Origin of the sequence: Rhodococcus sp. LW-XY12, assembly GCF_019317345.1 — a bacterium.
GTDB lineage: Bacteria > Actinomycetota > Actinomycetes > Mycobacteriales > Mycobacteriaceae > Rhodococcus > Rhodococcus pyridinivorans.
In genome coordinates, this window is sequence record NZ_CP079225.1 from 479,739 (window position 1) to 500,377 (window position 20,639).

Genomic DNA, 20,639 nt, shown 5'->3' on the forward strand with positions numbered 1-20,639 from the left:
CGGGCCCTTCAGCAGGAAGTCCTAGTGTGCTTCGCCCACGATCGGCGAGAGCTCCGACTCGTCGCGGGGGAGCTCCGGGCCGGCGTCGATCGGCACGGACAGGGTCACGTCGCCGGCCTCGGCGAACGTGAAGGTCACGGGGATGGTCAGGCCCGGGCGGACACCCTCGGAGAGGTTCACGAGCTCGACGTTGTTGACGACGCCTGCCGGGGCCGGGGAGGGGGTCTCCTCGGTGCTGTTCGGACGCGGCGACTCGTCGACCTCCTCGACGAGGGCGGCGTTCTCCTCGGAGACACCGGCGACCACGGAGGACTGCGGCGGAATCTCGAGGCGGGCACCGGTGACCGAGGCTGCGAAATCGGTGGAGATACCGGTGAGCTGATCGCCGACGTACGGGTCGAGGTTGACGATCGTGAAGCCGAGCTGGGCGGTGCCGCCGGGCTCGATGCTGTACTCCTCGGAGTTCGGGTAGATCACGTGCACGTTGCGCAGCGCGAGGCTGCCGGCGTCCACGTTGGAACCGTTGATGGCCGCGACCTGGGTCGAGGTCTGGGTGATCTGACCGGCGCTGCACGCGGACATCGTGAGCGCCGCTCCCGCGGCAAGGGCGAGAGCGGTCACGACTCGGCGAGTCGGCGCTTTGAGAGCAGTCACGGGTTCCTCCACTCGAGTAAGGCTCGCAATCCACTAGGCAGAGTAGTAGTTCCCGTGTGCGCTGTGTACGTCGGGGCCGGATCTCGTGCGGATTCGCGCGCGGAAGACGAGATCGACAGGCGCCCACGGGCGGGTGTGTCGGAGGTCACCCGATACACGGAAGCAACTGCCTGTCAAGCCCTACGCTCAGTGCTCGGTGCCCCTGACCTGCATCGTTGACGGGAGGGTGATGTGGTCACGTGTTAAACTGGGAGAATCGAAAGGGGCACGGGACACATGATTTTCAAGGTCGGAGACACCGTCGTATACCCCCACCACGGTGCGGCGCTGATCGAAGCAATCGAAACACGCACCATCAAGGGTGAGCAGAAGGAATATCTGGTTCTGAAAGTCGCGCAGGGCGACCTGACGGTCCGGGTACCTGCAGAGAACGCGGAGTACGTCGGAGTGCGCGACGTCGTCGGGCAGGAAGGCCTCGACAAGGTTTTCCAGGTGCTGCGCGCACCCCACACGGAAGAACCCACCAACTGGTCACGGCGGTACAAGGCCAACCTCGAGAAGCTGGCCTCCGGCGATGTCAACAAGGTCGCAGAAGTTGTGCGCGACCTGTGGCGCCGGGAGCAGGACCGCGGCCTGTCCGCAGGTGAGAAGCGGATGCTCGCCAAGGCACGTCAGATCCTCGTCGGTGAGCTCGCGCTCGCCGAGGGCACCGACGACGTCAAGGCGGAGACCATGCTCGACGAGGTTCTCGCCGCCGCTTCCTGACGCGCGAGACATCGGCAAACTGCACATGAGCGATCGCAACGGGCCGGTCGTCGGAATCCTTCCGGCGGCCGGCCGCGGTGTTCGCCTGGGAGAACCACTGCCCAAGGCGTTCGTGGAACTGGACGGCCGCACGATGCTCGACCGCTCGGTCGAGGCGATGCTTGCTTCAGCGGTCATCGATCGAGTGGTGATCGTCGCGCCGCCCGAACTGGCTGCGACGCCCGCAGACCGGCTCGTCGGCGGGTCGTTCGCCGACCGGGTCACCGTCGTCGCGGGTGGCGCCGAACGCGCCGACTCGGTGCGCGCCGGTCTTGCGGCGGCATCGGGCGCGCGGTTCGTGCTCGTCCACGACGCCGCGCGTGCGCTCACCCCGGCCGAGCTGTTCGTCCGGGTCGTCGACGCGTTGCGGGCCGGCAGCGACGCGGTGATCCCCGTCCTGCCCGTCGTCGACACCATCAAGAGTGTCGACAAGGACGGAGTCGTCACCGGGACTCCCGACCGGTCGACCCTCCGCGCGGTGCAGACGCCGCAGGGATTCGACGTCGAATTGCTCGAGCGGGCCAACCGCGACGCCGCCGACGCGACCGACGACGCGGGACTCGTCGAGCGGTTGGGGGAGCGGATCACCACCGTCGTGGGAGACCCTCTCGCTTTCAAGATCACCACCCCACTGGACCTGGTGCTGGCACGGACCGTGCTCGCGTCCGGCGTCCGCACCGAGAAGGAGATGTGAGCATCGTGCGTGTCGGCATCGGAACGGACGTGCATCCCGTGGAGGCCGGACGGCCGTGCTGGATGGCCGGTCTGCTGTTCGAGGACGCCGACGGGTGCGCGGGTCACTCCGACGGGGACGTCGCTGCGCACGCGCTGTGCGATGCGGTGCTCTCGGCCGCCGGTCTCGGCGACCTCGGATCGGTCTTCGGCACGGGCCGACCGGAGATGGCCGGCGCCTCCGGTGTCGCGATGCTCGGCGAGGTACGTCGCCTGCTCGACGACGCCGGCTGGGTGGTGGGCAATGCCGCCGTCCAGGTGATCGGGAACCGCCCGAAGATCGGGCCGCGGCGCGAGGAGGCACAGGCGGTGCTGTCCGAGGCGCTCGGCGGTCCGGTCTCCGTGTCGGCGACCACCACGGACGGACTCGGGCTCACCGGCCGGGGAGAAGGTGTGGCGGCGGTTGCGACCGCACTGGTCCTGGCCCAGCAGGACGAGCGGTAGGATAGACGGTCGTGACCTTGCGCTTATACGACACCGAATCGCGGGCCGTGCGGGATTTCGAACCGCTGGTCCCCGGCCAGGCCTCGGTGTACCTGTGTGGGGCCACCGTCCAAGGCGAACCCCATATCGGGCACGTACGCAGCGGCGTTGCGTTCGACGTGCTCCGCCGGTGGCTCGCTACCAAGAGTCTCGATGTCTTGTTTGTGAGAAATGTCACAGACATCGAGGATAAGATCCTCCGCAAGGCGGCAGAGGCAGGTCGGCCGTGGTGGGAGTGGGCCGCGACCTACGAGCGGGCCTTCAACCGCGCCTACGATGCGCTCGGTGTGCTTCCTCCCTCGGTGGAACCTCGCGCGACCGGCCACATCACGCAGATGGTCGAACTCATCCAGCGCCTCATCGACGCCGGGCACGCCTACGCGGCCGACGGCGACGTCTACTTCGACGTGCTGAGCTACCCCGAATACGGTGCCCTCTCCGGACACCGCATCGAGGACGTCCACCAGGGTGAGAGCGCCGGACTCGGCAAGCGCGACCCCCGCGACTTCACGCTGTGGAAGGCCGAGAAGCCCGGTGAGCCGTCCTGGCCCACCCCGTGGGGTCGTGGTCGCCCCGGCTGGCATCTCGAGTGCTCCGCGATGGCCGGCTTCTATCTCGGCGGCACCTTCGACATCCACTGCGGAGGCATGGACCTCGTCTTCCCGCACCACGAGAACGAGATGGCGCAGTCCCGCGCCGCCGGCGACGGCTTCGCCCGCTACTGGTTGCACAACGGCTGGGTGACGATGGGCGGCGAGAAGATGTCGAAGTCGCTCGGTAACGTGCTGTCGATCCCCAACGTGCTCGCCCGCGTCCGGCCACAGGAACTGCGCTACTACCTGGGCAGCGCCCACTACCGTTCGATGCTCGAATACTCCGACGACGCGCTCGCCGAAGCGGCCGCAGCGTACCGGGGACTCGAGTCGTTCGTGCTCAAGACCCGCGACCGCGCGGGCGAGGTGCCCGTGGGCGAGTGGACCGAGGCCTTCGCCGAGGCTCTCGACGACGATCTCGGTGTGCCCAAGGCGCTCGCGGAAATACACCGCAAGCGCAGCAAGGGCAACAAGGCGCTCGACAACGGCGATCTCGACACGGCCGTGCAGATCGCCTCGCAGGTCCGGAGCATGCTCGGCATCCTCGGTGTCGACCCGCTCGACGAGCACTGGTGCTCCACCGACGATTCAGGGTCGGCCGCACTCGCGGCACTCGACGTGCTGGTCGGCGCGGATCTCGAACGCCGCACGACCGCCCGGGCCGAGAAGAACTGGGCGGTGGCCGACGAGGTGCGGGACCGCCTCACAGCCGCGGGGGTCGAAGTGACCGATACGCCCAACGGACCCGAGTGGTCTCTGAAAGCAGGACAGTGATGGCAGGCAATTCCCAGCGTCGCGGCGCTATTCGTAAGGGCGGCACGAAGAAGGGGCAGGTCGTCGGGTCCGGCGGGCAGCGGCGACGCGGGCTCGAAGCGCGTGGCGCCACCCCCAAGGCCGAGGACCGGCCCTACCACCCCGCCGCACGGCGTGCCCGGGCCGCGGCCAAGGCCGCCGACCCGCGCGGTGGCGGTCGTCGTCCCGCGGCCGGTCGCAAGGCCGAGGACGGGCCCGAGATGGTGCTCGGCCGCAATCCGGTCGTCGAGTGCCTACGTGCCGGTGTGCCCGCGACCGCTCTGTACGTCGCCCTCGGCGCCGAGGCCGACGAGCGGCTCAAGGAAGCCGTGCAGCGCTCGGCCGAGATGGGCATCTCGATCCTCGAGGTCTCGCGTTCCGAACTCGACCGTCTGTCGTCGAACGGGATGCACCAGGGCATCGGCCTGCAGGTGCCGCCGTACCGCTACGCGCACCCCGACGACCTGCTGGCCCGCGCCGCGGAGAACCACGAGCGTCCGCTGCTCGTGGCCCTCGACAACATCTCCGATCCGCGCAATCTCGGCGCGGTGATCCGTTCGGTCGCGGCCTTCGGCGGCCACGGTGTGGTCATCCCGCAGCGCCGTTCGGCGTCGGTGACGGCCGTGGCATGGCGCACGAGCGCCGGTGCCGCAGCGCGACTGCCCGTCGCGCGTGCCACCAACCTCACGCGCACGCTCAAGGACTGGCAGTCCCGCGGTGTCCGCGTCGTCGGTCTCGATGCCGGTGGCGACACCAACCTCGACGATTTCGACGGCACCGATCCCGTCGTCGTGGTCGTGGGGTCGGAGGGCAAGGGACTCTCGCGCCTGGTGCGGGAGACCTGCGACGCCGTTCTCTCCATCCCGATGGCCGGAGACGTCGAGTCGCTCAACGCCTCCGTCGCGGCGGGCGTGGTGCTCGCGGACATCGCGCGGCAGCGTCGGGTCTGATCGAGTCTGCCCGAGCTGCGGTCGCGAGGGCCTAGTCTGTCCTCGTGGTCGCATCCCTGCCGTTCCGTACGAAGGTGTTCGCCTTCCTCGAACGCTTCGCCGACAAGTCCATTGCCGACGCGTCCGTCGACGAGATCCCGGCACGTCGTGCTGCGCGCACGAAGCTCCTGTCGTCCCCGGTCGGACGGCTGATCTCGGGCCGGACGCATCCCGGCGTGCGGATCGAGGACCGATGGGTCGATCTCGAGCACGAGGTGATCGACGATCTCGCCCCCGAGGACTCCCCGGTCCGGACCCGTCTGCGGATCTATCGGCCCTCGGCGCGAACGAGCGGTCCGCTGCCGGTCGTGCTGCTGTTCCACGGCGGCGGGTGGGTGCTCGGCAATCCGGAGCAGAACGAGTGGTGGGCGAGCCACACCGCCGCGCGGACCCCGAGCGTCGTGGTGTCGGTGGACTACCGGCTCGCCCCCGAACATCCCTATCCCGCAGCGGTGCTGGACTGCTGGGCGGCGTTCCGGTGGGTCGTCGCACACGCTGCGGAACTCGACGGTGATCCGTCCCGCGTCGTGGTCGCCGGTGACAGTGCCGGAGGCAATCTCGCCGCGGTCGTCGCCGACGTGGCCGGCCGCTCGGGTGGTCCGCTGCCGGCCGGTCAGGTGCTGATCTATCCGGCGACGGAGATGGAGGAGGAGTTCCCGTCGGAGCGGCAGTTCGCGAACGCTCCCGTGCTCACCTCCCGCGGTATGCGGGCGTTCGTGCGCCTGTATCTGGCCGGAGCCGATCCGTATGCGCCGACCGCGGCTCCCCTGCGCGGCACGCTCGCCGGTGCCGCCGTACCGGCCCTCGTCCAGATCGCCGGGCACGACCCGTTGCGCGACAACGCCGTTCGATACGCCGAAGCATTGCGGGCCAAGGGCGGCGACGTCGCGGAGACCGATTATCCCGACACCGTGCACGGCTATCTCAGCCTGCCCGGCATCTCTCCGCCCGCGACACACGCACTCGACGAGGCGATCACCTTCGTACGTCGGGTGACGGCTACCGACCCGACCGACGAGGACGACACCTCCGTGCCGTCACGCGCCTGACGGTCACCCAGCAGCGATCACCGTACCGGCACGAACCGCACCCGCTGTCCGGGACGCAGTTGCGCCGCGACCGGCAGATCGGCGGCGACCGCCACCGCGGCCACCGGATAACCGCCCGTGACGGGATGGTCGACGAGGAACAGCACCGGATGCCCGTCCGGCGGTATCTGCAGCGACCCGGGAACCATGCCCTCGCTGGGCATCTCCTCGTGCCGTGCCCGGTGCAGTCGGCCGGGACCGTGGAACCTGATACCCACCCGGTCGAGTTCCGGTGTCACCGTCCACGTCTCGTGGAACAGCGCCCGCAGTGATCCGGGCGTGAACCAGTCGTCGCGCGGGCCGGGCCGTACCCGGATCTCCACGGGGTCGTCCATCGGCGGTGGTGGTGGGAACTGCTCCTCGTCGGGCAGGTGACCCGACATCGCCCCGACCAGCAGACTGTCGCCGGCGCGAACGGGTGACGGTCCGGTGTGCGACAGGATGTCGGTGGATCTACTGCCGAGCACCTCCCGCACGTCGATGCCGCCGCGTACCGCGAGGTAAATCCGCAGGCCTTCGTTCGAGACGCCGATCCGCAGCACGTCGTCGTTGCGGAGGGTGATGCGCGCCCAGTCGCCGACCGGCCGGTCGCACACGGTCACGTCGGCGCGGGCACCGGTCACGGCCACGATCGTCTCGCCGACGCTGCGGACGGCGAGACCGCCGCCGGTCACCTCGAGTGTCGCCGCGTCCGGCTGGTTCCCCACGAGCCGGTTCGCGGCGTCGTGTGCGCGCCGGTCGGCGGCACCGGACCGGGTGAGGCCCGAGGAACCGTAACCGGGACGTCCGCGATCCTGGACCGTCGTGAGCATTCCGCCGGAGAGCACCTCGAACCACGCCACGATGTTCATTCTCACTCACCGGCTTCGATCGCACGTCCGCACTCCGGCCGAACGATCGCGTTAGGTTGAAGATCATGAGGAAGGAGGTGACGATCATGGATGAAGCAGACGTCCGGGCGGCGACGACGCGACTGATCGAGAAGGCCGTCGAGGCCGACGACCTTCAGGCCGCGCACGACGCTGTCGCGGAACTGAGCGTCGAACAGGTCGTCGACGTGCTCGAACGGCTCGGTCGGACGGATCGCGCAGTGCTCTACCGGTTGCTGCCCAAGGACCGGGCGATCGACGTCTTCGAACAGCTCGACCCGAGCATGCAGAGCGAACTGCTCCGCGGGTTGCGCGACGATCAGGTGGCCGCAATCTTCGCCGACCTCGAACCCGACGACCGGGTGGAACTGCTCGACGAACTGCCCGCGACGGTCGCGTCGACCCTCATGCGCGGCCTGCCGCCCGCCGACCGCGAGATGACCGCCACGATCCTCGGCTATCCGCAGCGGTCGATCGGCCGGCGGATGAGCCCGGCCTTCGTGTCGCTGCGGCAGGACATGACCGTCGAGCAGGCGATGGACGCCGTGCGTCGTCGGCTCGACGACGCGGAGACGGTGTACACGCTGCCGGTGGTGGACGACGGTCGTGTGCTCGTCGGGGTGGTCGGTCTGCGCGAGCTGATGACTGCGGCGCCGGGAACGGTGCTCGCCGACATCATGAACGAGCCCTACTGGGCGCGCGTGACCGACGACGCCGAGGAGTCCGCGCGCCGCTGCGCCGAACTCAAACTGCTGGCGTTGATCGTCGTCGACAGCGAGACCAGGTTGGTGGGCATCCTGACCGTCGACGACGCCCTGCGGATCCTCGAAGCCGCCGACAGCGAGGACCAGGCGCGCATCGGCGGTACCGAGCCGCTGCGCCGGCCCTATCTCGCGACACCCGTCGGGCAGTTGGTGCGCTCGCGGGTGGTGTGGTTGCTCTTCCTGGCACTCGGCGCGACCCTCACGGTCCAGGTCCTCGAGGTGTTCGAGTCGACCCTCGATCAGGTGGTCACCCTGGCGCTGTTCGTGCCGCTGATCATCGGCACCGGGGGCAACACCGGAAACCAGGCCGCCACCACGGTCACCCGCGCATTGGCGCTCGACGACGTGACGCCACGCGACATCGGCGGGGTGATCGCCCGCGAACTCCGGGTGGGTCTGTCCCTCGGTGTCCTGCTGGGCTCGGTCGCGTTCGTCCTGACGTCCCTGGTCTACGACTCGTCGGTGGGCGCGGTGATCGGGCTGACGCTGGTGAGCATCTGCACCCTCGCCGCCACCGTCGGTGGTGCGATGCCGTTGGTGGCCAAATCGATCCGCGCCGACCCCGCGGTCTTCTCCAATCCGTTCATCACGACCTTCGTCGACGCGACCGGCCTGGTGATCTATTTCCTCGTCGCGAAGGCCGTGCTCGGTATCTGAGCGCAGCGGCGCAGTGGATCCGGGGACGGTTCAGATCGCGACGAAGCGCACCGCACATCCCGGTCGCAGCAGCGCCGCAGGAGTCCGGTCCGGTTGCCACAGCGGGGCATCGGAGGTTCCGATGAGTTGCCATCCTCCGGGCGACTTCCGCGGGTAGACGCCCGAGAACTCACCCGCCAGTCCCACGGCGCCGGACGGGACGGAGGTGCGCGGTGAACTGCGACGCGGCACGTGCAATCGAGAATCCCCGCCGGTGAGATACGCGAAGCCGGGCGCGAACCCGCCGAAGGCGACCGTCCAGAGGCTGCCGGTGTGGGCGGCGATCACGCCGTCCGCGCCGAGGCCGGTCAACTCGCCGACCTCTTCGAGATCGACGCCGTCGTACCGGACTTCGAGCGTCACCTCCTCGATGTCGACGTCGTCCCCGGACACCGGTGGGGTGGTGGTGACCCACTTGTGCACGACCTGCGCGCCGGTCTCCGACGGATCGAAGCACACCAGCAGTGTCCGCGCCGCCGGCACGAGATCGACGACGCCACGCGGCCGCTCGCGGTCGAGTGCCCGGAAGTGGGCGAGAACCTCGTCGAGGGAATCGAATTCGGCGAGCAGGGCGCTGTCTCCGGCACGAAGGATTTTCATCGGTGGACCTCGCGGTGTCGGGCGTTCACACGAACGCCCGGATGTCGATCTTCTCGGCGTCGAGGCGGCGGCGCACGGCGACGGCCATCGCCGTGGCGTCGGGGGAGTCGCCGTGGATGCACACCGACTGCGCGTTCACGCGTATGTCGCTGCCGTCGACGGCGGTGACCACCCCCTCGGTGACCATGCGCAGGACCCGCTCGGCGACCTCCTCCGGATCGTGCAGTACCGCACCGGGTTCGCGTCGGGAGACGAGCGTGCCCTCGGGGGTGTAGGCGCGGTCGGCGAACGCCTCGGCGACCACCTTCAGTCCGGCCCGTTCGGCCTCCTCGAGGAAGACGGAGCCGGGCAGTCCGAGGACGGGCAGCGAGGCGTCGTAGGCGCGTACCGCATCCACGACCGCACGGGCCTGTTCGCGGTGATGGACGATCGCGTTGTACAGCGCGCCGTGGGGTTTGACGTAGCTCGCCGACGAACCGGCCGCCCGGGCGAGACCGTCGAGCGCGCCGATCTGGTAGATGATCTCGGCGGTGAGATCCGCCGACGGCACCTCGATGAAGCGGCGGCCGAAACCGCCGATGTCGTTGTAGCCGACCTGGGCACCGATCCTTACCGCGCGCTTCGCGGCGCCGTGGCACGTATGCAGCAGTGTCGCCGGGTCGCCGGCGTGAAATCCGCACGCCACGTTGGCGCTGGTGACGATGTCGAGCATGGTCTCGTCGTCGCCGAGACGCCACCGGCCGTAGCTCTCGCCGAGGTCGCTGTTGAGGTCGATGCGGGTCACGACCCGAGTCTATGCCCGCTCAGAAGACCGTTCCGACGTCGCGGACGACGATGTCGTCGAGGGCGCGTTCGCCGGCGATGCGGCGCACGGTGGGGTCGATGTGACCCGTCTGCAGCACCGCGTCCCCTTCGTGCGGCCAGCGCAGGCCGGCGTCGTCGCGAGCGGCGTCGTAGACGAAGTGCCCGCGACCCTCACTGACGCCGTAGCCCACCAGTACGGTGCTGCGCATGTCGATCCCGTAGAAGCCGGGAATGGAGGCCTGGATGTCGGTGACCTCGTGTTGCGTCGCGACGGTGACCAGACCGGTCGCCTCGGCCTCCGCGATGTAGGTGACGTCGACGGAGTGCTTGCCGCCGTTGTTGACACCCATCGCACCCGAACCGTCGGTGTAGCCGGGGCCATCTCGCCGCGGAGTTCGGCGAGCGCGTAGTCCCAGTCGATCGGCATCGGGATCTTGTCGATCGGGAAGCCGGCCTTCCGCGCACGGTTGGCGAAGATGCGCGAGGTCGCGTAGTTGGGGCTGTCGACGAGTTCGTCGGGCGCCACGGCCAGGTGCAGCATCTGCGCGACGCGCGGGTAGTGGACGCGGTCCATGCGCGCCCAGTCGAGTTCGTTCGGGAAGTGGGCGTTGAACACCGCTTCGTCGGGTTGCAGCGTCATGCCCTGGTAGACGAGCGACCCGCCGCCGACACCGGCGGCGCACAGGGCCGTCATGTTCTCGCCGACGCACGCCTCGACCAGACCGGTGTAGGGCTCGAAGGCGAGGTGACGACCGAACACCTCGGGGTTCGACCGGTGCCACAGGAACCGCTCGTCGGGTTGTCGATGCGAAGGAGCGACGCGTGACGTGCTGCACTCTCCACCCCCGATGTCTGTGACGTCCCGTTACTGGAGCAACCTCGGGAAACTGGGCGGACGTCGAGGAGCGCGTCAAGATCACGTCCCGACGGGCCGTGAATCAGGCAGTTGCGGCGACCCGCCCGGAACCACGTCGGTTGCGGGCGGTGCCGATCACGCGGCAGATCATGTAGATGACGAACGCGATCGTCGTGATGAACGCCGAGACCGGCACGCCCGGCGCCAGCGCGAGCAGGATGCCGCCGACCGCCGAGATCTCCGCGAAGACCACAGACAGCACCGTGGCGGCGAGCGGCCCGCTGACCACCCGGGCCGCCGCGGCGGCCGGGGTGATGAGCAGTGCCATCACCAGCAGCGCGCCGACAATCTGCACACCGAGTGCGGCGGTGACACCGACGAGCACCGCGAACACGATCGACAATGCGCGCACCGGGACGCCGCGTGCAGCCGCGACCTCCGGGTCGGTGCTGGCGAACAATAGCGGACGGTAGATCACCAGCAGCGTGAGGATCACGACGGCAGCGCACGCGGCGAGCAGGGCGATGCCGGTACCGCCGGGCGCCACGATCTGACCGGTGAGCAGCGAGAAGGCGGCGCCGGTGCGTCCGTCGTAGGCCCACAGCAGCAGGACGGCGAGACCGAGTCCGAAGGCCATCACCACGCCGATGACGGAGTCGCGTTCGCGGGCACGTGTCCCCAGGACCCCGAAGAGGATCGCGGCGATCACGGCACCCGCGACCGCACCGATCCCGACGGAGACCCCGATGATGAGCGCCGCCGCGGCACCGGTGAGCGACAGTTCGGAGGTGCCGTGGACGGAGAACGCCATCTGACGGCTGATGATCAGCGGGCCGATCACGCCGGCGAGCAGACCGAGGATCGCACCGGCGACGAGCGCCTGCTGCACGAAGTCGTACTGCAGGAGTTCGACGGTGGTCTCCACGTCGAACATCCGCCCGAGGGCGTCGGTGAACTTGCTGCTCATTCGTGATCCTCGTGATCGTGGTGGACGCCTTCCCCGGGGCGCAGTCCGCCGGCGCTGCCGAGCGCGTCGATGGCGTCGCCGGTGCCGACGACCACCAGGCGGCCGCGCATCTCGAGCACTTCGACGTCGGTGCGGTAGAGCTCGGAAAGCACCTGCGAGGTCATCACCTCGGCGGGGGTGCCGATGCGGAACTGGCCGTCGACGAGGTACAGCACGCGATCCACCAGCGGCAGGATCGGATTGATCTCGTGGGTGACGAACAGGACGGAGGTGTCGTGGTCGCGGCGGCGGCGGTCGATGAGCGCCGACACCAGGTGCTGGTTGGCGAGATCGAGACTGAGCAGCGGCTCGTCGCACAGGAGTACGCGCGGATCTCCCACGAGCGCCTGCGCGATACGCAGCCGCTGCTGCTCACCACCGGAGAGCGTGCCGATCGGGGCTCCGGCATAGGTCTCTGCGCCGACCTGAGCGATCGCGTCGTCGACCGCGACGCGGCGCCGCCGGCGCGTGCGCAGGCCGGTGCCCCAGCGATGTCCGTCCATGCCGAGGCCTACGAGATCGCGTCCCCGCAGCGGGACGCCCTCGTCGAGAGACTTCTGCTGCGGCACGTATCCGACGTGCGAGTTCCCGGTCCGGACGGCCTGCCCGGCGATGGTCGCGGTTCCGGAGGTGAGCGGGAGCTGGCCGAGCAGCACCTTGAGCAGCGACGTCTTGCCGGCACCGTTCGGTCCGAGCACCGCCAGGAACTCGCCGGGTTCGACGACGAGGTCGAGTCCGTCCCAGAGGACCCGATCGCCGAATGCCAGCCGGGCATCGCGGAGTTCGACTGTGGGCGTGCGGTCGGATGGAGGAGGTGTCACCGGAGTCCGTGTTCTCGATCGGATGGTCAGGAGGCGGTCTCGAGCGCGGCGGCGAGGGTCTCGGCGGTCCGGGCCTGCCACTGAATGTAGTCGACACCTTCGGGCAGGGTTTCGAAAACCTCGACCACGGGGACGCCCGACGACTCTGCTGCCGTGCGCATCTCGCGGCTGATCCGGTCCTCGGTCTGCGGGTTGTAGATCAGGACGCGAACCTGCTTGTCGACCAACAACTGCCGTGTCGCCGCGATCGCCGCCGGGGACGGATCGGTGCCGTTCTCGATGGCGTTGGTGAAGTCCGGGGGAGTGATGTCGTCGAGCGTCGCGGCCGAGACGAGGTAGTGGCCGATCGTCTCGGTCTGGGCGACGGGTGCGTCGCCGTGTGTGTCGGCGAGCTTGTCGACAACATCCGCGACGTAGTGCAGGTTCTCGTGGAAGCCCGCGGCGTTGGCCTCGTAGACGGCGGCGCCGTCGGGGTCGAGTTCGGCGAGCTGCTCGGCGACGGCGTGCGCGACGGCGTCGGCGGTCGCGAGATCGTACCAGACGTGCTCGTTGATGCCGCCGTGGTCGTGACTCTCGTGCGAGTGCCCGTCGCCGGCGTCGGACACCTCACCGCTCTCGTGCGAGTGGTCCTCGGAAACGGTTGTCTCCGAGTCGCTCTCGATGGCGTCGTCGGTGCCGTCCTCGTCGCCGTGATCGTGTCCGGCGTGCAGATCCGAGTACGCGCCGGATTCGAACAGGGCGAAGGCCTCCACGACTGCAGGCTTGTCCCCGGTGGCGCCGAGGATGTCGTCGACGAAGTGGTCGTAGCCACCGCCGTTGTAGACGACGAGCGAGGCGTCGGAGATCGCCGCGGCGTCGAGGGGGCTGGCCTCGTAGGAGTGCGGGTCGGCGTTCGGTTCGGTGATGAGCGAGCGGACCTCGATGCGGTCTCCGGCCACCGCCTGCGCGATCGACCCCCACACGTTCGTGGAGGCGACGACGCTGATCTCGTCGTCGTCGGCGCCGGAGGTATCGGTGCCGCACGCGGCGAGGGCGGTCGCGCAGGCTACGGCGGCGGCTGCGAGGGCCGTGCGGGAGGACAGTCGCACAGTTCTTCTCCTGAGGATCGGCGGTCTTCGACGAACGGGGTCCGGAACGACCGAGCGACCGACCCAAACGTTATTGGTAACCGTTACCGTTCCACTTTAGCGGACGACACCGAGCCCTCCTACCATCCCTGGGTGGTCGTGACCATGGACACAGGACTACGGTCCTCTCATGTCCAGGTCTCGTCAGCCGCGCCGACAGGCGACCCTGGCGTCGATTGCCGCCGAGTTGAAGATCTCCCGCACCACGGTCTCGAACGCGTACAACCGCCCCGACCAGTTGTCCGCCGAGCTACGCGAACGTGTCCTCGAAGTCGCCAAACGACGCGGATATGCCGGCCCGGATCCGATGGCGCGGTCGCTGCGCACCCGCAAGGCAGGAGCCGTGGGGGTCCTGCTCACCGAAGCGTTGAGCTATTCCTTCCGGGATCCCGCCGCCATGAGTTTCCTGTCGGGACTGTCCGAGGCCTGCGAAGCGGCCGGACAGGGACTACTGCTCATCCCCGCCGGACCGGGCCGGACCGACGACGAGGCCGCACAGGTCGTGCACCGCTCGTCCGTCGACGGCTTCGTCGTCTACTCGGTCCCCGCCGAGGACCCCTATCTCGCTGCCGTGCTCGAACGGCACCTCCCGATCGTCGCGTGCGACCAGCCGCGCGGGCTCGAGAACACCCCGGTGGTGGGCATCGACGACCGGCGGGCGATGCGCGATCTCGCCGCCCACCTCATCGAACTCGGCCACCGCCAGATCGGCATGTTGTCGATGCGCCTCGGCCGCGAACGGCACGACGGGGTCGTCGACCTGTCGACCCTCGAATCCGGCGCCTTCCACGTGCAGCGCGAACGCATCCGCGGCGTCCAGGACGCCATGAGCGCCGCAGGGCTGGCCCCCGAATCGCTCACCGTCGTCGAGCGCTACACCCACACCGCGGAGGACGGCCTGTCCGCCGCGGCGCAGATCATGCGCATGAACCCGCGGATCACCGCGCTCGTGTGCACCACCGACGTGCTCGCGCTCGGCGCTCTCGCCTGGGCCAATCAGATGGGTCTCGACGTGCCCGGCCACCTGTCGATCACCGGCTTCGACGGCATCGACGAAGCGATCCGCGAAGGCCTCACGACCGTGAGGCAACCGCAGAAGGACAAGGGGCGGCGCGCAGGCGAACTGCTCCTCGCCGCCCCCTCGCACTCCGGTGTACCCGCGCTCGAGACCCTGGGGACCCAGCTGTGGTTCGGTGCCACCTCGGGTCGGGTCGAGAGCGAGTGGTACGCCGAGTGACCGAGCGGCCCCGCTCGTAGCTCAGTGCTGCCGGTCGCCCGTGGCCTTCGCGCCCGACAGCAGCTGGGCGCAGTGCAGCAGACCGATGTGACTGTACGCCTGCGGGTGGTTGCCCAGCGCACGCTCCGCGACGGGGTCGTACTCCTCGCTGAGCAGCCCGGTCGGTCCGGCCGCCGCGACCAGCTGCGCGAACAGCGCCTCGGCGTCGTTGCGCTGCCCGACCAGCAGGTAGGCCGCGACCAGCCACGCCGCGCACAGGTGGAAGCCGCCTTCGGCGCCCGGCAGGCCGTCGTCGCTGTGATAGCGGTAGACGGTCGCGCCGCTGCGCAACTCCCGTTCGGTGGCCTGCACGGTCGCCCGGAACCGCTCGTCCTGCGGGTCGACGAGTCCGGTGAGGCCGATGAACAGGGTGGCCGCGTCGAGATCGGTTCCGTCGTAGGCCGAGGTGAACGACTGGACCTCGTCGTTCCAGCCCTTCTCGGTGACCTCCTCGGCGATCTCGTCGCGCAGCGCCGCCCAGCCCTCGCCGGCGGTCCGGCCGAACTTCTCGGCGAGCGTCAGTGCCCGGTCGACGGTCAGCCACCCCATGACCTTCGAGTACACATGGTGGCGGGGTGCGTGGCGGATCTCCCAGATGCCGTGGTCCGGTTCGAACCAGCGCCGTTCGACCGCGGTGACCATCGAGCAGACGAGTTCCCAGTCCCGGTCGGTGAGGGCACGGTCGTGGGACACGCCGCGCGACTCGCGGCTGTGCGCGAGGTCGGCGATCAGGTCGACGATCGGGCCGAAGACGTCGAGTTGCACCTGCTGGTTCGCCGCGTTGCCGACCCGCACGGGCCGCGAACCGGCGTATCCGGGAAGCGAGTCGATCACGGCCTCGGGCGGCAGCGGTCCGCCGGCGAGCGTGTACAGCGGGTGCAGACGTTCGGGGCCCGGCACGGTCTCGAGGACGCGGTGGACCCAGTCGAGATAGTTCTCGGCCTCCTCGAGGGATCCGACCCGCACGAGCGCCTGCGCCGTGAGCGCGGCGTCGCGCAGCCAGCAGTAGCGGTAGTCCCAGTTGCGGACACCGCCGATCTCCTCGGGGAGCGAGGTGGTCGCCGCGGCGAGGATCGAGCCCGTCGGACCGTGGACCAGCCCCCGCAGGGTGAGCGCCGAACGCTTCATGAGATCGGGCTTGAGCGGCGGCAGCTCGAGCTGGGACGCCCACGTGTGCCAGTAGGCCTCGGACTGTGCCCGACGCTCGACCTCCGGCACCGGGTGCTCATCGAGATCGTCGGTGCCGCAGCGGAGTTCGAGGATGATGTCGTTCTCGGTGGGGTTGACCACGGCGTGGGCCGTCTGGTGCACGCCGTCCGTGGTGATGTCCCACCGCACGCCGGGGGAGCGCAGGACGTAGGGCTCGTTGAAGCCCATGACGCGGATGCCGTCGTCCTCGACCTCGAGGGTGACCTGTCCCTGTCCGAACTCCGGTCGCGGGGCGAAGGTCACCACCGCGCTCGCGCGCCCGGTGATCACGCGCGTGAGGTCGGTACGGCCGGCCTCGACGTCGTGCGGGAGGTAGTCGATCACCGCGAGCGACGCCCACCGGGTCACCACCGTCATCGTCGAGTCGACGTAGCGCTGGCTGAGCGGCAGTGCCTGGCGGGTCGGGCCGATGGTGAAGTGACCGGCTGCGTCACCGCCGAGGAGATGGGCGAACACCGCCGCGGAATCGGGTTCGGGGTGGCACAGCCAGGTGATCGTGCCGTCGGGGGTGACGAGTGCCTTCGAGCGGGGGCTCGCGAGCATGGTCAGGCGTTCGATCGGCGCGACGTGGGCGCCGGACAACCAGGTGCGACGTTCCTCGAGCAGGAACGCGAGTGCGGCGATGACCTCTTCGCTGGTGCGGACGCGGTACTCGGCGGCGGTGTCGCCGTCGCCGATCTTCACCCCGACGTCCGGGCCCTGCAGCGAACGGAAGGCCTTCTCGTCGGTCACGTCGTCGCCGAAGAAGACCGCCGCGCTGGCGGCTTCCTGGTGGCGGATGACGTCGAGCGCCTTGCCCTTGTCGGTGGGCACCACGGACAACTCGATGACTGCCTTGCCCTCGGTGACCTGCACACCGGGCCGGAGCGCGAGGCCGCTGCGCACGAGATCGAGGGCCTGCTCGGCATCGGCGGGAGAGGCGTTGCGCACGTGCAGCGCGGCGCTCGCGGGCTTGGCCTCCACCTGCACGCCGTCGAACCGGGATGCCACCGAGTGCAGTCCCTCGACGATCGTGGCGAGGAGGTCCCTCGCGTCGGGATCGATCTCGTGGACGAATCCGATGTCGAACTCGGAGCCGTGGCTGCCGACGAGTTTGACCTCGACCGGCAGGCGCGACAGGGCGGCGAGATCCTTGAGAGCGCGTCCCGAGATGACGGCAGCGGCCGTCGACGGCAGAGCGGCGAGGCCCCGCAGCGCCCGCACCGCATCGTCGTGCGGGTAGGCCTTCTCGGGATCGCTCACGATGGGGGAGATGGTGCCGTCGTAGTCGGTCGCCACGAGCAGGCGGGGCGTCCGCGCGACAGCCACCAGAGCACGTCGAAGGTCAATCGGAAGATCGTGGGCACTCACCTGCTCCACGTTAGGTCAGAGTGGGGCACGAATCCGACCCGCTGGGTATTGCGACCACGTGTTTCCGGTTACAGGAAGCGGCGGATCGGACGTCGGGCTTCCGGCGCGAGCGCCGCGGGGCTTCCGGCGCGAGCGCCGCGGGGCTTCCGGCGCGAGCGCCGCGGGGCTTCGGACGCGAGCGCCGTCAGGCTTCCGACGCGACCGTCTTCGGCACGCGCGAGCCGTCGCCGAGCAGCAGCTCCACCGTCAGTTCGAGCCGGCGGGCGACATCGGTGGCCGACGAACGGCGCGTGAGCCAGGCGACGAGATTCGACAGCCACACGTCGCTGATGACGCGTGCGATGGCGAGTTCTTCCTCGGTGGGCTCGCCGTCGTTCATGGCCCGTGCGAACAGTCGGTCCATGAGGGTGCCCACCTGGTCGACCTCGGCGGCGGCGGAAGCGTCGGCGAACATGAACGCCCGTGTCATGGCCTCGGTGAGCAGGGGATCGCGCTGCATGGCCTTGGTGATCAGGCCCAGGATGAGGTGCATGCGCTCGAGGGGGCTGTGGCCGGGTGGGATCCGGCCCTTGCCTTCGATGCGGGCGAATTCACGGCCGAGGGCGGAGACCAGCAGGTGGACCTTGGACGGGAAGTATCGGTAGAGGGTGCCGACCGCGACGTCCGCGCGTTCTGCCACCGCCCGCATCTGCACGGCCTCGTAACCACCCTTCGACGCGAGCGCCAGGGTGGCGTCGAGAATCCGCTTGCGCCGTTCCTTCTGGGCATTGGAACTGAGATCGTCCTCGGTGAGGGCGGTCAGAGTTCCGTGTCCGTTGGCACGGGAGCGGGACGGGGTGGCCATAGATTCGTTTCCTCACGCCTTGACTCTGAATCGGTGCCATATTAGAACACGTTCTAGCAATGATGTCATTCGGAAGGGCGGAAACCGCTGTGAGTATCGCCACGACCGAGGAGCAGCGGGCCGTTCAGGCATCTGTCCAGGCCTGGTCACGTGCCGTAGACCCCATGTCGACGATACGTCGCGCAAGCGACGCGACGTGGCGCGACGGCTGGTCCTCCCTCGCAGAACTCGGAGTCTTCGGCGTCGCCGTCCCGGAGGAGGCGGGCGGCCTCGGCGCGACCACCGTGGACCTGGCCGTCATGCTCGAGCAGGCCGCCTACGAACTCGCACCGGGCCCGATCCTGACCACCGTCGTGGCCGCCCTCGTGTTCGGCCGTGCCGGTGAGACCGTCGCCAAGACGACGGAACGGCTCGCCGAGGGTGAGGTCCCCACCGCGCTCGCTCTCGACTCGGCCGTGACCGCGGAGCCGGCGGGTGACGGAGTCCTGCTGCGCGGTGAGGCCGGACCGGCCGTGGGTGCCGAAGCCGGGGTCGCCGTGCTCGTCCGTGTCGCGGGTGAAGGTGATCCGGCCGTCGAGAGCTGGGCGCTCGTCGAGGCCGATGATCCGGGTCTGCACATCGAACCGCTCGAGACCATCGACGCCTCCCGCGCGGTGGCCCGCGTCCGCCTCGACGACGCGACGGTCCCGGCCGATCGGGTCGCGACCGTCCCGGCCGGCTTCGTGCGCGACCTGACCGCCGGCCTCGCCGCCGCGGAGCTGGCCGGTCTCGCCGGCTGGGCGCTGACCACCGCCGTCGAGTACGCGAAGATCCGCGAACAGTTCGGAAAACCGATCGGTTCGTTCCAGGCCGTCAAACACATCTGCGCCGAAATGCTCTGCCGCACCGAGAAGATCCGGGCCGTGGCCTGGGATGCGGCGGTCACCGTCGACGCGCAGCCCGACGAACTGCCGATCGCGGCGGCGGCCGCCGCAGTGATCGCACTCGATGCCGCGGTGCAGACCGCCAAGGACGCGATCCAGGTGCTCGGCGGCATCGGGTTCACATGGGAACACGACGCACACTTCTATCTCCGCCGTGCGGTCGCCACCCGCCAGGTGCTCGGCGGTTCCACCGCGTGGCGCTCGCGGCTGACGACCCTGGTCCGCGACGGCGCGCGCCGTCACCTCGGTATCGACCTGTCCGATCACGAGGAGAAACGCGCGCGGATCCGTGCGGAGGTCGAGAAGATCGCCGCCGCACCCGAATCCGAGCGCCGTGTCGCCCTCGCCGAATCGGGCCTGCTCGCGCCGCACTGGCCGCCGCCCTACGGTCGCGGAGCCGGCGCCGCCGAACAGCTCGTCGTCCAGGAGGAGCTCGCCGCCGCCGGCATCGAACGTCCCGACCTCGTGATCGGCTGGTGGGCGATTCCGACCGTCCTCGCACACGGAACACTCGAGCAGATCGAGCGTTTCGTGATGCCCACCCTGCGCGGCGATGTGGTCTGGTGTCAGCTGTTCTCCGAACCCGGCGCCGGCTCGGACCTCGCGGCGCTGCGCACGAGTGCCGAGAAGGCCGACGGCGGATGGGTACTGCGCGGGCAGAAGGTGTGGACCTCGCTCGCACAGCAGGCGGACTGGGCGATCTGTCTCGCCCGCACCGACCGCGACGTCCCCAAGCACAAGGGCATCACCTACTTCCTCGTCGACATGAAGTCGGCGGGCATCACGATCTCGCCGCTGCGCGAGATCACCGGCGACGCGTTGTTCAACGAGGTCTTCCTCGATTCGGTCTTCGTGCCGGACGACTGCGTGGTGGGCAATCTCGGCGACGGCTGGAAGCTGGCCCGCACGACCCTCGCCAACGAACGCGTCGCAATGGGGGGCAAATCGTCGCTGGGGCCGCGCATCGAGGGACTGCTCGAACTGTCGACCCCCGGCGATCCCGTCGCCGAGGACCGCATCGCGACGCAGATCGGGGAGGCGACGGTCGGTTCGCTCCTCGATCTGCGGGCGACCCTCGCGCAGCTCGAAGGGCAGGATCCGGGCGCCGCGTCCAGCGTCCGCAAGCTCATCGGCGTGCGGCAGCGGCAGGACACCGCCGAGCTCGCCATGGATCTCGCGGGCGAGGCCGGCTGGGTGGAAGGTCCGCTCACCCGGGAGTTCCTCAACACCCGGTGCCTGACGATCGCCGGCGGAACCGAGCAGATCCTGCTCACCATGGCGGCCGAGCGGCTCCTGGGCCTGCCGCGCGATTGAGCGGTCCTTCCGCAGGGCGCCGGGGAGTGCTACAACTAGAACACG

18 protein-coding genes and 1 pseudogene are annotated in these 20,639 nt (G+C 69.4%); 9 read left to right on the forward strand and 10 right to left on the reverse strand.

From position 1 onward, the window contains the following. Window positions 1-21: 21 nt before the first annotated feature. Entirely contained in the window at window positions 22-654 is a 633-nt protein-coding gene (locus KXC42_RS02285; protein ID WP_024102857.1) for a hypothetical protein, read from the reverse strand. 276 nt (window positions 655-930) lie between these two features. On the opposite strand from KXC42_RS02285, the gene carD reads away from it, so the two are divergent. From carD to KXC42_RS02315, 6 genes are read left to right on the forward strand one after another with little or no spacing between them, the layout of a single operon-like run. After that, complete coding sequence (carD, locus tag KXC42_RS02290) at window positions 931-1,419, forward strand: RNA polymerase-binding transcription factor CarD (protein WP_006550486.1); 489 nt, start codon at window positions 931-933, stop codon at window positions 1,417-1,419. A 25-nt stretch (window positions 1,420-1,444) separates the two neighbouring features. Then, entirely contained in the window at window positions 1,445-2,152 is a 708-nt protein-coding gene (gene ispD / locus KXC42_RS02295) for a 2-C-methyl-D-erythritol 4-phosphate cytidylyltransferase (protein WP_006550485.1), read from the forward strand. 5 nt (window positions 2,153-2,157) lie between these two features. Then, window positions 2,158-2,634: a 2-C-methyl-D-erythritol 2,4-cyclodiphosphate synthase gene (gene ispF / locus KXC42_RS02300; protein WP_024102859.1), complete on the forward strand. Its 477-nt coding sequence runs from the start codon at window positions 2,158-2,160 to the stop codon at window positions 2,632-2,634. A gap of 11 nt (window positions 2,635-2,645) precedes the next feature. Beyond that, window positions 2,646-4,040, forward strand: a complete 1,395-nt coding sequence (gene cysS / locus KXC42_RS02305) for a cysteine--tRNA ligase (protein ID WP_006550483.1) — start codon at window positions 2,646-2,648, stop codon at window positions 4,038-4,040. Continuing rightward, window positions 4,040-5,008, forward strand: coding sequence for a 23S rRNA (guanosine(2251)-2'-O)-methyltransferase RlmB (gene rlmB, locus KXC42_RS02310; RefSeq protein WP_006550482.1), 969 nt, complete (start codon window positions 4,040-4,042; stop codon window positions 5,006-5,008). The genes cysS and rlmB overlap by 1 nt, the downstream gene beginning before the upstream one ends. Before the next feature lie 44 nt (window positions 5,009-5,052). Next, complete coding sequence (locus KXC42_RS02315) at window positions 5,053-6,096, forward strand: alpha/beta hydrolase (protein ID WP_006550481.1); 1,044 nt, start codon at window positions 5,053-5,055, stop codon at window positions 6,094-6,096. A 17-nt stretch (window positions 6,097-6,113) separates the two neighbouring features. Here the strand turns inward: KXC42_RS02315 and KXC42_RS02320 are convergent, their stop codons facing one another. Continuing rightward, complete coding sequence (locus KXC42_RS02320) at window positions 6,114-6,986, reverse strand: biotin-dependent carboxyltransferase family protein (RefSeq protein ID WP_039583836.1); 873 nt, start codon at window positions 6,984-6,986, stop codon at window positions 6,114-6,116. Window positions 6,987-7,072: 86 nt separating this feature from the next. Here KXC42_RS02320 and mgtE point away from each other — a divergent pair, with 86 nt between their 5' ends. Next, window positions 7,073-8,425 carry a magnesium transporter gene (mgtE, locus tag KXC42_RS02325; RefSeq protein WP_219129874.1) on the forward strand — a complete coding sequence of 451 codons (1,353 nt, stop codon included), beginning with the start codon at window positions 7,073-7,075 and terminating at the stop codon, window positions 8,423-8,425. Between the two features lie 30 nt (window positions 8,426-8,455). Here mgtE and KXC42_RS02330 read toward each other — a convergent pair whose 3' ends face one another. From KXC42_RS02330 to KXC42_RS02360, 6 genes and pseudogenes are all read right to left on the reverse strand, one after another. Further along, window positions 8,456-9,064, reverse strand: a complete 609-nt coding sequence (locus KXC42_RS02330) for an allophanate hydrolase subunit 1 (RefSeq protein WP_006550478.1) — start codon at window positions 9,062-9,064, stop codon at window positions 8,456-8,458. 25 nt (window positions 9,065-9,089) lie between these two features. Further along, window positions 9,090-9,848, reverse strand: a complete 759-nt coding sequence (locus KXC42_RS02335; RefSeq protein ID WP_019290174.1) for a LamB/YcsF family protein — start codon at window positions 9,846-9,848, stop codon at window positions 9,090-9,092. Between the two features lie 70 nt (window positions 9,849-9,918). Then, window positions 9,919-10,682, reverse strand: a pseudogene (locus KXC42_RS27040) (hypothetical protein); the annotation flags it as partial. 124 nt (window positions 10,683-10,806) lie between these two features. Continuing rightward, window positions 10,807-11,691: a metal ABC transporter permease gene (locus KXC42_RS02350; RefSeq protein ID WP_006550474.1), complete on the reverse strand. Its 885-nt coding sequence runs from the start codon at window positions 11,689-11,691 to the stop codon at window positions 10,807-10,809. Next, a complete protein-coding gene (locus tag KXC42_RS02355) occupies window positions 11,688-12,551 on the reverse strand; it encodes a metal ABC transporter ATP-binding protein (protein ID WP_006550472.1) in 864 nt (287 codons plus the stop codon). The genes KXC42_RS02350 and KXC42_RS02355 overlap by 4 nt, the downstream gene beginning before the upstream one ends. Window positions 12,552-12,577: 26 nt before the next feature. Then, a complete protein-coding gene (locus KXC42_RS02360) occupies window positions 12,578-13,639 on the reverse strand; it encodes a metal ABC transporter solute-binding protein, Zn/Mn family (protein ID WP_219129876.1) in 1,062 nt (353 codons plus the stop codon). Window positions 13,640-13,808: 169 nt separating this feature from the next. On the opposite strand from KXC42_RS02360, the gene KXC42_RS02365 reads away from it, so the two are divergent. Next, window positions 13,809-14,915: a LacI family DNA-binding transcriptional regulator gene (locus KXC42_RS02365; protein WP_071936215.1), complete on the forward strand. Its 1,107-nt coding sequence runs from the start codon at window positions 13,809-13,811 to the stop codon at window positions 14,913-14,915. A 21-nt stretch (window positions 14,916-14,936) separates the two neighbouring features. On the opposite strand, the gene otsB is transcribed toward KXC42_RS02365, so the two are convergent. Next, window positions 14,937-17,513, reverse strand: a complete 2,577-nt coding sequence (gene otsB / locus KXC42_RS02370) for a trehalose-phosphatase (RefSeq protein WP_219129877.1) — start codon at window positions 17,511-17,513, stop codon at window positions 14,937-14,939. A 184-nt stretch (window positions 17,514-17,697) separates the two neighbouring features. Continuing rightward, window positions 17,698-18,357, reverse strand: coding sequence for a cholesterol catabolism transcriptional regulator KstR (gene kstR, locus KXC42_RS02375; protein ID WP_006550468.1), 660 nt, complete (start codon window positions 18,355-18,357; stop codon window positions 17,698-17,700). Between the two features lie 89 nt (window positions 18,358-18,446). Between kstR and KXC42_RS02380 the strand changes: the two genes are divergently transcribed. Next, window positions 18,447-20,594 carry an acyl-CoA dehydrogenase gene (locus KXC42_RS02380; RefSeq protein ID WP_219129878.1) on the forward strand — a complete coding sequence of 716 codons (2,148 nt, stop codon included), beginning with the start codon at window positions 18,447-18,449 and terminating at the stop codon, window positions 20,592-20,594. Window positions 20,595-20,639 lie beyond the last annotated feature (45 nt).